The sequence below is a fragment of the Roseomonas sp. GC11 genome (assembly GCF_024437745.1).
Lineage (GTDB): Bacteria > Pseudomonadota > Alphaproteobacteria > Acetobacterales > Acetobacteraceae > Pseudoroseomonas.
The window spans coordinates 1-11,745 of the sequence record NZ_JANFNY010000113.1 but is presented as its reverse complement, the minus strand read 5'-3'; the positions used below and the strand labels follow the sequence as shown (position 1 = coordinate 11,745).

10 protein-coding genes are annotated in these 11,745 nt (G+C 71.4%); 5 read left to right on the top strand and 5 right to left on the bottom strand.

Features of this window, described 5'->3' with window-relative positions; translation table 11 throughout:
- From NON00_RS22390 to NON00_RS22380, 3 genes are all read right to left on the bottom strand, one after another.
- Positions 1-857 (bottom strand): TolC family protein (locus tag NON00_RS22390; protein WP_256024992.1); only part of this gene is annotated, 857 nt, incomplete at its 3' end.
- 55 nt (positions 858-912) lie between these two features.
- Positions 913-1,140, bottom strand: a complete 228-nt coding sequence (locus NON00_RS22385; protein ID WP_256024991.1) for a hypothetical protein — start codon at positions 1,138-1,140, stop codon at positions 913-915.
- Between the two features lie 13 nt (positions 1,141-1,153).
- Complete coding sequence (locus NON00_RS22380; protein ID WP_256024990.1) at positions 1,154-1,801, bottom strand: TetR family transcriptional regulator; 648 nt, start codon at positions 1,799-1,801, stop codon at positions 1,154-1,156.
- Between the two features lie 100 nt (positions 1,802-1,901).
- Here NON00_RS22380 and NON00_RS22375 point away from each other — a divergent pair, with 100 nt between their 5' ends.
- From NON00_RS22375 to NON00_RS22365, 3 genes are all read left to right on the top strand, one after another.
- Positions 1,902-3,059 (top strand): efflux RND transporter periplasmic adaptor subunit, encoded by a 1,158-nt coding sequence (locus tag NON00_RS22375; protein WP_256024989.1) that lies wholly within the window; start codon positions 1,902-1,904, stop codon positions 3,057-3,059.
- A 4-nt stretch (positions 3,060-3,063) separates the two neighbouring features.
- Positions 3,064-6,237 (top strand): efflux RND transporter permease subunit, encoded by a 3,174-nt coding sequence (locus tag NON00_RS22370; RefSeq protein WP_256024988.1) that lies wholly within the window; start codon positions 3,064-3,066, stop codon positions 6,235-6,237.
- 154 nt (positions 6,238-6,391) lie between these two features.
- Positions 6,392-7,708, top strand: a complete 1,317-nt coding sequence (locus tag NON00_RS22365; protein ID WP_256024987.1) for an NAD(P)/FAD-dependent oxidoreductase — start codon at positions 6,392-6,394, stop codon at positions 7,706-7,708.
- 73 nt (positions 7,709-7,781) lie between these two features.
- Here the strand turns inward: NON00_RS22365 and NON00_RS22360 are convergent, their stop codons facing one another.
- Positions 7,782-8,198, bottom strand: a complete 417-nt coding sequence (locus NON00_RS22360; protein ID WP_256024986.1) for a rhodanese-like domain-containing protein — start codon at positions 8,196-8,198, stop codon at positions 7,782-7,784.
- Between the two features lie 89 nt (positions 8,199-8,287).
- Here NON00_RS22360 and ftrA point away from each other — a divergent pair, with 89 nt between their 5' ends.
- Positions 8,288-9,280, top strand: coding sequence for a transcriptional regulator FtrA (gene ftrA, locus NON00_RS22355; protein WP_256024985.1), 993 nt, complete (start codon positions 8,288-8,290; stop codon positions 9,278-9,280).
- Here ftrA and purU read toward each other — a convergent pair.
- Complete coding sequence (gene purU, locus NON00_RS22350; protein ID WP_256024984.1) at positions 9,270-10,229, bottom strand: formyltetrahydrofolate deformylase; 960 nt, start codon at positions 10,227-10,229, stop codon at positions 9,270-9,272. The genes ftrA and purU overlap by 11 nt on opposite strands.
- 150 nt (positions 10,230-10,379) lie before the next feature.
- Between purU and NON00_RS22345 the strand changes: the two genes are divergently transcribed.
- Entirely contained in the window at positions 10,380-11,672 is a 1,293-nt protein-coding gene (locus NON00_RS22345; RefSeq protein WP_256024983.1) for a TIGR03862 family flavoprotein, read from the top strand.
- Positions 11,673-11,745 lie beyond the last annotated feature (73 nt).

Genomic DNA, 11,745 nt, shown 5'->3' with positions numbered 1-11,745 from the left:
TTGCGGAAGGCCTGCGCCTGCAGGCTCACCGTCGGCCGCAGCGCCGACATCTGCACCTCCACCGCATCGCGCGAGGCCGCCTCGTCAAACAGCGCCGCCACCACCTGCGGGTTGTTGCGCATCGCAAGCTCCGCCGCCTCGGCCGCGCCCTTCACCGCAGCCCCCAGCGGCTGCGGCGCCACAAGCCGCTCCGGCGCAACCCCCACCACGCGGCGGAAGGTCGCGCGGCTGGTCTGCAGATTGCCCTCCGCGCTCGCCCGCGAGGCCTGCGCCCCGGCCAGACGGCTCTCCGCCTGCGCCACGTCGGTGCGGGTGATCTCGCCCACCCGGAAGCGCTCATTCGTCGCCTCCAGCTGGCGCTGCAGCACCTGCACATTGTTGACGTTCAGCCGCAGCGTCTCCTGGTCGCGGATCACCGCCACATAGGCCGAGACCGTGTCCGCCAGAACCTGCTGCTCGGTGGCCAGCAGCCGGGCGCGCTGCGCCAGAACCTGGTTCTCCGCCCGCTGCGTCGCCGCCGGCGTCCGGCCACCATTGTAGAGCGACTGCGTCACCGTCGCCGTCGCCGAGGCCGTCTGCCGATCGCCCTCCGTATAGATGCCGCGCGAGCGGATATTGCCGTTCACATAGCCCGTGGCGCCCGCCACCGTGACGCTCGGCCGCCAGCCCGCCAGCGCCTGCGGCACGTTCTCGTCCACCACGCGCAGCTGCGCCCGCGCCGCCTGCAGCGTCGGGTTGTTCGCGTAGGACTGGCTCAGCGCCTCCTGCAGGCTCTGCGACCAGCCGCTCACAGGTGCCACAACCGGCGCCAGCATCGTCGCCGCCAGCAGCACCAGACGGGTACGCAAGGGATTCATCGGGGGCATCTTTCGGGCAGGAGAAGGGCGGACGCGGACAGAGCGGGGGAGCAGGTCACCTGCCGGGCGCCGCAACAGAGGTGGGGGCGGCCGGGGTCAGGCCATCGGCCCAGATATTGCCGGGCTCGGGCCGCAGCGGCGCCGGGGCCTCGCCACCGCCGCCGCGAATCGCCTGCAGGGTACCGCCAGCGGGCACGGCCGCCGTCTCGGCGCCACCGCCCGCGGCACAGGCGGCCAGGGCGGCCAGCAGGGCCAGCCCCGCGCATCGGGTCAGGAACCGCATCGGCTTTTCTCCATCAACAACGGGGCGGCCCCTCCGCGCCCGCGGGCGCGGCGGCACAGGCCCCCAGGAAACCACGCACCGAGGCACAGACCTCCCCGGAGAGGGTGAAATCCGCATCGCCCCGCAACCACTCGTGCAGGAAACCATTGACCAGCGCGAAGAGGAAGAGCGCCGCGCGCTCCGGCCGCCAGCAGGCCGCCAGTTCCCCGCGCGCGGCGGCGGCGGTGAAGAGCTCGGCGAGGCGCGCGCGCATCCGCCCATCCGCCTCGCGCCGCCGCTCCAACGCCGGCGCCATCTCGGCCACGTATTCACAGCGCTGCAACATGATCGTCAGCAGGCGGCGGCGGCGCGGATTGTTCTCGAGTTCCTCGAGTGCTGCGCATAACGTCTCCGCCATGGCCGGCAGCACCGGGCGGTCGGGGCAGATGTCGAGGCGGCAGCACACCGCGTCCTGCAACAGCAGCAGGCGCTCATCGAGCGCCAGGAAGAGGCCGAGCTTGTCACGGAAATGCCAGTGCACCGCACCCCTGGTACAGCCGGCCACGCGGGCCACCTCATCCAGCGAGGCCCGGGCGACACCGCGCTCCAGAAAGACCTGCTCGGCAGCGTCGAGCAGCGTCACGCGCGTTTCATCCGCTTCCTGCTTGGTGCGGCGGGCCATCTCGTCCTTGCATAGGAATTAATGTATTCTATATATACATACACGAAGGTATCTTTACAAGCCGCAGCCTGCGCCGCGGATGACGCATCCTGGAGGTTTCATGCAGCTCCTGCACCGTCGCGGGATGGCCGCGCTTGGCCTGTTCCTGCTCGCCAGCCCCGCGCTGGCGCAGATGCCAGGGGGCGGCGCGCCTCCCGCCGTTGGCGTGGCGCCCGTCTCGCGCCGGGCGGTGACCGAGAGCAACCAGTTCATCGGCCGAATCGAGGCGACGCAGCGCGTCGACCTGCCGGCGCGCGTCACCGCCTTCCTGGAGAAGCGCGAATTCGACGAGGGCACGGAGGTGAAGCAGGGCGACCTGCTCTTCCGCCTGGAGCGCGGCCCCTTCGAGGCGCAGCTGCAGATCGCCCGCGCCGGCGTGGCCGAGGCGGAGGCGCAGTTGCAGAACGCCAACATCACCCTCTCCCGCGCGCAGGCGCTGCTGAACACGGTGGCCGGCCAGCGCTCCACCGTGGACACGGCGACCGCGGCCCAGCGCAGCGCCCAGGCGCAGCTGCTCTCCGCCCAGGCGCAGCAGCGCCAGGCGCAGATCAACCTGGACTATACCGAGATCCGCGCGCCCATCACCGGCCGCATCGGCCGCGCCGCGGTGACGGAGGGCAATGTCGTCACCCCCTCCTCCGGCGCGCTGGCCACCATCGTCAGCCAGGACCCGATGTATGTCACCTTCACCGTGCCGATGCGCACGATGACGGAGGTGCGCGCGCGCTATGCCGAGCGGGGCGGCCTCTCCGCCGTGCAGCTGCGGCTGCGCAAGGGCGATGGCCAGCTCTACGACCAGGTGGGCCAGGTGAATTTCGTCGATATCGATGTGGGGCGTGACACGGACAGCGTGCTGCTGCGCGGCACCGTGCCCAACCCGGTGCGCCCGGGCGGCTTCCGCGAGCTGACGGCCGGCCAGTTCACCCAGGTGGTGCTGGAGGCGGTGCAGCCGGTGCAGATGCTGACCGTGCCGCGCGCCGCCGTGCTGAGCGATGCACGCGGCGAGTTCGTCTATGTCATCGGCGAGGGCAACAGGGCCGAGCGCCGCCCGGTGCGGATGAGCAGCCAGTCCACCCCCGAATACGCCGTCATCGACGATGGCCTGCGCGAGGGTGAGCGCGTGGTGGTGGATGGCGTGCAGCGCGTCCGCCCCGGCAACCCCGTCTCCCCCGCGCCGGTGACGGATGCGGGCGGCCCGCAGACCCGCCAGGGAGGCTGAGCCCTTGCTTTCCGCCATCTTCGTCGACCGGCCACGGCTCGCCGTCGTCATCGCGATCGTCATGACGATCGCCGGCGCGCTGTCGATGACGCGCATCCCCGTCTCGCAGTTCCCGGACATCGTGCCACCGCAGGTGCAGGTCAGCGCCACCTATCCCGGCGCCTCCGCCGATGTGGTGGAGAGCGCCGTGGCGCAGCCGCTCGAAGCCCAGATCGTGGGCGTCGACAAATCCATCTACATGAAGAGCAACAGCGGCTCGGATGGCAGCTACTCGCTGATCGTCAGCTTCGAGCTCGGCACCAACCCGGACATCAACACCGTTAACGTCAACAACCGCGTGCAGGCGGCGATGGCGCTGATGCCCTCCGAGGTGCAGTCCCAGGGCATCAAGGTGGAGAAGCGCTCCTCCTCGATCCTGCAGGTGCTCTTCGTCTATGCCGACCGGCCGGAGCGCGGCTATGACCCGCTCTACCTGACGAACTACGCCACGCTGAACCTGCTGGACGAGCTGTCGCGCACGCCGGGCGTCGGCTCGGCCACGCTGTTCAGCCGGCAGAACTACGCGATGCGCGTCTGGTTCGACACGCAGCGCCTGGTCAGCCTGAACCTGACGCCCTCCGACATCGCCGCCGCCATCCGCGCGCAGAACGTGCAGGCGCCGGCCGGGCGCCTCGGCGCCGAGCCGGTGCCCTCGGACCAGCAGACGCAGATGAACGTCCGCACCCAGGGCCGCCTGACCAGCCCGGAGCAGTTCGGCAACATCGTGCTGCGCGCCAACCCGGATGGCTCGGTGCTGCGCATCCGCGACGTGGCGCGCGTCGAGATCGGCGCGCAGAACCAGGATTCGCGCACCCGCCTGAACGGGCAGGACGGCGTCGGCATCGGCATCTACCTCGCCCCCGGCGCCAATGCGGTGCAGACGGCGGCCGCCATCGCCCGCACGCTGGACCGCGTGCGCAGCCGCATGCCGGAGGGGATGCAGGTCCGCCCCGTCTTCGACACCACCATCTTCGTCAGCGACACCATCCACGAGGTCATCAAGACCCTGGCCGAGGCCTTCGTCCTGGTGGCGCTGGTGGTGTTCCTCTTCCTCGGCAACCTGCGCGCCACGCTGATCCCGATCATCGCCGTGCCGGTCAGCCTCGTCACCACCTTCGCCATCATGCTGGCGCTGGGCTACTCGGCCAACACCGTCTCGCTGCTCGCCATGGTGCTCGCCATCGGCATCGTCGTCGACGACGCCATCGTCGTGGTCGAGAATGTCGAGCGCGTGATGGAGGAGGAGCCGGAGCTCACCCCCGCCCAGGCCGCCAAGAAGGCGATGGCGCAGATCACCGGCCCGATCATCGCCATCACCCTGGTGCTGCTCTCGGTCTTCGTCCCCATCGGCTTCATCCCCGGCCTGTCGGGCGAGCTGTTCCGCCAGTTCGCCGTGACGATCAGCGCCGCCATGGTGATCTCGGCGATCAACGCGCTGACGCTCTCCCCCGCGCTCTGCGCCGTCTTCCTCCGCCACAGCGGGCCGAAGCGCGGCATCATGGGCTGGGTGATGCGGCGCATCGACAATGTGCGCGACGGCTATGCCGCCGTGGTGCGGCGCCTGCTGCGCGTCTCCGTCCTGGCCATCCTGCTCGTCGGCGTCTTCGGCTATGGCGCCTTCCATGTCGCCAGCCGCATCCCCTCGGGCTTCCTCCCCTCCGAGGACCAGGGCGCCTTCATCATCGCCTTCCAGCTGCCCGATGGCGCCTCCGTCTCGCGCACCAGCGAGGTGGTGGCGCAGATGGAGAACCGGCTGAAGCAGATGCCGCAGGTGCGCGACGCCATCGCCATCATCGGCTTCTCGCTGCTCGACAGCGGCAACAGCTCCTCCGCCGCCACCATGTTCGTGCAGCTCAAGCCCTTCGACCAGCGCACCGGCCCGGCGGACTCGGTGCAGGCGCTGATCGGCCGCATCTTCATGGAAAGCCAGCAGATCCGCGGCGCGCAGATCATCCCGATCAACCTGCCGCCGATCATCGGCCTGTCCACCGGCGGCGGCTTCGAATACGTGCTGGAGAGCCTGGAGGGCGCGGACCCGGCCTCGATGGCCGGGGTGCTCGGCGCGCTGCTCGGCGCGGCCAACCAGGACCCGGCGCTGACGCAGGTCTTCTCCACCTTCAGCGCGCGCTCGCCCTCCGTCTATCTCGACATCGACCGCGACAAGGCCCAGGCGCTGGGCCTGTCGATGAACGACGTCTTCTCCGCCCTGCAGGCCACGCTGGGCAGCAGCTTCATCAACAACTTCAACCTCTATGGCCGCACCTGGCAGGTGCTGATCCAGGGCGAGGCGGCGGACCGGCGCGACATCTCGGCGCTGTGGAAGATCGAGATCCGCAACAGCCGCGGCACCATGGTGCCGCTGCGCTCCATCGCCACGGAGCGCACCGTGGTGGGGCCGCAATTCATCACCCGCTACAACAACTACCGCGCCATCACGGTGAACGGCTCGCCGCGCCCCGGCGTCTCCTCCGGCGCGGCGATCGACGCCATGGCCCGCCTCTCGCGCGAGACGCTGCCGGGCGGCTACACCTTCGAATGGACCGGCACCTCCTTCCAGGAGCAGCGCGCGGCGGGGCAGACGGGTTCCATCCTGGCGCTCGCCGTGCTCTTCGCCTTCCTCTTCCTGGTCGGCCTCTATGAGAGCTGGGTGATCCCCATCCCGGTGCTGCTCTCCGTCACGGTGGGCGTGCTGGGCGCGGTGGGGGCGTTGCAGGTGGCGGGGATGTCGATGGACCTCTACGCGCAGATCGGCCTCGTCGTGCTGATCGCGCTGGCGGCGAAGAACGGCATCCTCATCGTCGAATTCGCCAAGGAGCAGCGCGAGGCGGGGCTTGAGATCGTCGAGGCGGCGGCGCAGGGCGCCAAGCTGCGCTTCCGCGCCGTGATGATGACCTCGATCGCCTTCATCCTCGGCCTCGTGCCGCTGGTCTGGGCCAATGGCGCCTCGATGCTGGCGCGGCGGGCGGTCTCCACCCCCGTCTTCGCCGGCATGATCGCCGCCTCGACCATCGGCATCTTCCTGATCCCCATGCTCTATGTGGTGTTCCAGAAGATGCGCGAGGCGACCCACCGCCGCTTCGGGCGTGGCCAGCATGGCGGCTCCCATGGCAGCGAGGCGAAGGCGCATGCGCCACACTGAGCGGAGGCGGGCGGGACAAGCCACCCGCGCTCCGCGGCCAGCGTGATGGAGGGGCGCCACCGCGAGGCTGGCGCCCTTTTTCGTTTCGAGTGCATGATGTTCTGGCCAGCCACTTCCCGGCACGGCCCCGCCAGGGCCCAGCAAAGGCGCGACGATGACCCCGGACGTCTCCATTCCCCCGCACCGTATCGTCATTGTCGGCGGCGGCGCGGGTGGCATTCACCTCGCGACGCGGCTCGGGCCGCAGCTGCGCGGGCGGAGTTATGAGATCCTGCTGGTCGACCGCGACGCGGCGCATATCTGGAAGCCGCGCCTGCACGAGGTGGCGGCCGGCACGCTGGATCCGGGGCAGGACCAGGTGAGTTTCGTCGTCCAGGCCAGCCGGCACGGCTTCCGCTACCTGCCCGGCGAGATGGTGGGGCTGGACCGGGAGGCGCGGCTGCTGCGCCTCGGCCCGCTGCGCGACGCGGGCGGGGCGGAGATCCTGCCGGCGCGCGATATCGCCTATGACACGCTGGTGCTGGCGCTGGGCAGCCAGGCGAATGACTTTGGCATTCCCGGCGTGCGGGAGCATTGCCGCTTCATCGACAGCCGCGGCCAGGCGGAGGAGTTCAACACGGCGCTGCGCAATGCCGTGCTGCGCTGCATGGCCGGGCCGGACGGGGCGACGCTGGACATCGCCCTTGTCGGTGCCGGGGCGACGGGGGTGGAGCTTTCGGCCGAGATCAACACGGCGCTGGATTTCGCCGCCGGCTATGGCTTCCAGGGCCTGCGCCGGCGGCTGCGGCTGACGCTGGTGGAGACGGCGCCGCGCATCCTGGGGGCCCTGCCCGAGCGGGTGGCGCAGGCGGCGCAGCGCGAGCTGGAGCGCCAGGGCGTGACGGTGCTGACCGGCGCGCAGGTGGTGGAGGTGACGCCCGAGGCGCTGGTGCTGAAGGATGGCCGCCGCATCGTGGCGCCGCTGAAGGTCTGGGCGGCGGGGGTGCGGGCGCCGGAGGTGCTGCACGGGCTGGGCGGGCTGGAGAGCGCGCGCAATGGCCAGCTGGTGGTGCAGCCCAATCTGCGCAGCACGCGGGATGGGCGCATCTTCGCGCTCGGCGACTGTGCCTTCCTGGTGCCGGAGGGGGAGGACCGCCCGCTGGGTGCCACCGCCCAGGTGGCGCAGCAGCAGGCGCAGCATCTGGCGCGGCACCTGCCGCCCTGGCTCTGCGCCGAAACCCCGGTCCCTCCCTTCCGCTACCGGCATGGCGGGGCGCTGGTGGCGCTGGGCCACTACAATGCCTTTGGCAGCCTGGGGCGGCTGGGTCTGCTGGGCGACGGCACCTTCATCGAGGGCCGCTTTGCCCAGTGGAGCTACGCCTCCCTCTACCGCCGGCACCAATTGGCCTTGCATGGTCCGGTGCGGGCGGCGCTGTTCTGGCTGGCCGATGCGCTGCGCAAGGCCAGTGCGCCGCGCGTGAAAATGGACTGACCCGACTGAAGGCGGGGTCTGGGGTGGCCCTGCCACCCCAGTACTTTCTTCCCCTTCCTGTTTTCTTCCCCTGTCAGCCCCCCGCCGCCTTCTCCAGCGCGAAGCCCTCATCGAGCCAGCCGGTGATGCCGCCGATCATCAGCTTCACCCGCCGCCCGAGCCGGGCGAGGCGCAGCGCGCCCCGGTCCCCGCCATTGCAATGTGGCCCGGCGCAATAGACGACGAAGAGCGTGTCGCGCGGCCAGGCGGCGAGGCTTTCCTCCGTGATCCGCGCATGGGGCAGATTGATGGCCCCCGGCACATGGCCGCGGGCGAAGGCATTCGGCCCGCGCACGTCGAGCAGCACGAAATCCACGTCTTCCCCCGCGAAGGCCGCCGCGACATCGGCGCAGTCGGTTTCCAGGGCGAGGCGGCGGGCGAAATGGGCGGCGGCTTCTTCCGGCGCGGCGGCGGGGATGGCGGCGACGGCGCTGGGGGCGGAGAGGGACATGGCGGTCTCCCGTGTTGCGGTGTGGCGCCACTGTGCCGCGCCCCGGGCTCCTCTGGTGAGTGGCCAGAATGCCATGTAGCCTCCGGATCATGCCAGATCGCCCTGACGGCCGTCCCGATGGCCGTCCCGCCAACCGCCTCGTCGCCGTGCTCGCCTATGACGGGCTCTGCACCTTTGAATTCGGCTGCGCGGTGGAGGTGTTCGGCCTGCCGCGCCCGGAGCTGGAACCGGACTGGTACCGCTTCGCCGTGGCCGCGCTGGAGCCGGGCCCGCTGCGCGCCACCGGCGGGGTGCGGGTGCTGGCCGATGGCGGTCTGGATCTGCTGGACCAGGCTGGCACGATCATCATCCCCGGCTGGCGCGGCGTGGCGGAGCCGGTGCCGGAGGCGCTGTGCGCCGCCCTGCGCCGGGCGGTGGCGCGCGGGGCGCGGGTGCTCTCCCTGTGTTCCGGGGCCTTCGTGCTGGCGGCGGCGGGGCTGCTGCGCGGGCGGCGCGCCACCACCCACTGGCGCTATGCCGCGGCGCTGGCCCAGGCCGAGCCGGAGGCGCGCTTCATCCCCGATGTGCTCTATGTCGATGAAGGCGCCATCCTGACCGCCGCCGGCAGCGCGGCGGGGCTGGATCTCTGCCTGCACCTCGTGCGGCGGGACTGGGGGGCGGCGGTGGCGAATGCGGTGGCGCGGCGGCTGGTGGTGCCGCCCCACCGCCAGGGCGGGCAGGCGCAGTATGTCGAGCGCCCGGTGCCGCGCGAGCGCGCCGGCGGCCACCTGCTCTCCCCCCTGCTGGACCGCATGCGCGGCGCCCTGGCCGAGCCCTGGGACATCGCGCGCATGGCGCGGGAGGCGGCGCTCAGCCCGCGCGGGCTGCACCGGCATTTCCGGCAGGCCACCGGGCAGAGCCCGGGCGCCTGGCTGCTGGCCGAGCGGGTGGCGCGGGCGCGGGAGCTGCTGGAAGCCACCACCCTGCCGGTGGAGACGGTGGCGGAGGTGGCGGGCTTCGGCAGCGCCGCCGCCCTGCGCCAGCAGATGAAGGCGGCGCTGGGCAGCAGCCCCGCCGCCTATCGCGCCCGCTTCAGCCGGTGAAGACCACCGTCTTGTTGCCGTTGAGGATCACGCGGTCCTCCAGGAAGAAGGCGATGGCGCGGGCGAGGACGCGGCGCTCGATATCCCGCCCCTTGCGGACGAGGTCCTCCGCCGTGTCGGCGTGGCTGATGCGCTCCACATCCTGCTCGATGATCGGGCCTTCATCGAGGTCGGCGGTGACGAAATGGGCGGTGGCGCCGATCAGCTTCACGCCGCGCGCATGGGCCTGGTGGTAGGGCCGCGCGCCCTTGAAGCCCGGCAGGAAGGAGTGGTGGATGTTGATGCAGCGCCCCGGCAGCTTGGCCGAGAGCCCGTCCGACAGCACCTGCATGTAGCGCGCCAGCACCATCAGGTCCGAGCGCGTTTCCTGGAAGAGGCGCCAGATTTCCGCTTCCTGCTCCATCTTCGTCGCCCGCGTCACCGGCAGGTGGTGGAAGGGCACGCCGGTGAAGTCGAGATGGGCATAGGTCTCCAGCGGATGGTTGGAGATGATGCCGGTGAGTTCCATCGGCAGCTCGCCGATGCGCCAGCGGTAGAGCAGATCGGCCAGGCAATGGTCGAACTTGCTGACCAGCAGCAGGACGCGGCGCTTGCCGGCGCGGTCGCGCAGCGTCCAGCTCATGCCGAAGCGGCTGGCGACGCCCTCGATGGCGGAATCGAGGCCGGCGCGCGCCACCTCCGGCGCCACGTCGAAGACGACGCGCATGAAGAAGCGGCCGGTGCCCGTGTCGTCGAATTGCTGGGCCTCGCTGATATTCGCCCCCGCCTCGAAGAGCGCGGTGGCGACGGCGGCGACGATGCCGGGGCGGTTGAGGCAGTTCAGCGTCAGCACATAGACGGTGCGCGCGGCGCCACGACCACCAAGACCCGCGCCCTGGCCCACACCCTGGCTGACGGCCGGGCGCTGGTCGGCATTCGCGGGGGCGGGGTGGGTTTCGGTGGCGGTCATGGAGACTCTCATGTTCCGGAAAGCGGAAAAGGGGTTAGGCGCTGCGCGCCGCGCTGCCAATGGCAAAAACGGCCCCGGCCGGGCCGGAAGGGCACGAAAGCAGGGGCGCGGGCGGGGTGGCGGACAGGGTGGCGGGCATGGCCTGCCAGCATGGAAGCCCTGGACGATCCGCGTCATAAGCGGGGGGTGCAGCATGAACCCTCTCCTCCCCCGCACCAGGCCCCTCCCCAGCCCCCTGGCCACCCCGAAACCCTGGCGGTGCTGGGCGCCGGCCCGGCCGGGCTGATCGCCGCCGAGACACTGGCCGCCGCCGGGCAGCGCGTGGTGGTCTATGACCGCATGCCCTCCGTCGCCCGCAAATTCCTGATGGCCGGGCGGGGCGGGCTGAACCTGACGCATTCGGAGCCACTGCCGGCCTTCCTCGCCCGCTATGGCGCGGCGGAGGCGGCGCTCACCCCGGCCATCACCGCCTTCCCCCCGGCGGCGCTGGCGCAATGGGCGGAAGGGCTGGGGCAGGCGGTCTTCACCGGCAGTTCGGGCCGCGTCTTCCCGCGCGCCATGAAGGCCTCGCCCCTGCTGCGGGCCTGGCTGGCGCGGCTGGCCGGGCTGGGGGTGGAGATCCGCACGCGGCAGGAATGGCGCGGCTTCGCCCCGGATGGCGCGCTGCGCCTGATGACGCCGGCGGGCGAGGTGCTGGCCCGCCCGCGCGCCACGCTGCTGGCGCTGGGCGGCGCCTCCTGGCCGCGGCTCGGCGCCGATGGCGGGTGGATGGCGGCGCTGCCGGAGCAGCCGCTCTCGCCCTGGCGCCCGGCCAATATGGGCTTCCGCATCGCCTGGTCCGAGGTGCTGCGGACGCGCTTCGCCGGCACCCCCCTCAAGCGGATTTCTTTCAGCTTCCAGGGGCGGACGGTGCGAGGCGAGGCGGTGCTGACGCGGGACGGCATCGAGGGTGGCGCCGTCTATGCCCTCTCCACCGCGCTGCGGCAGGCGCTGGAGGAGAGCGGCGAGGCCATGCCCACCCTCGACCTGCGGCCCGACCTGGACGCGGAAGACGTGGCGCGGCGGCTGGACGCGCCGCGACGGGGGCAATCGCTCTCCGCCTTCCTGCGGAAAGGGCTGGGCCTGCCGCCCGTCTCCATCGCCCTGGTGCAGGAGGCGCTGCATGGTGGCGCCACCCAGGCGGACCTGCCCGGCCTCATCAAGGCGCTGCCGCTGCGGCTGGTGGCGCCGCAGGGGCTGGAGCGCGCCATTTCCTCGGCCGGTGGGCTGGGCTGGGCGGCGCTGGACGGGCGCTTCATGATCCGCACCCGACCCGGCCTTTTCGCCGCCGGGGAAATGCTGGACTGGGAGGCGCCAACCGGCGGCTATCTGCTTCAGGCCTGCTTCGCCACCGGCCGCGCGGCGGCACTGGGCATGTTGGACTGGCTGGCCGAGCAGGATTGAGAGGGGCTTCGCCCCTCTCAAACTCTCCCGACCAAAGGCCTGAGGCCTTTGGAAACCCAACGGAAGGCGGGTG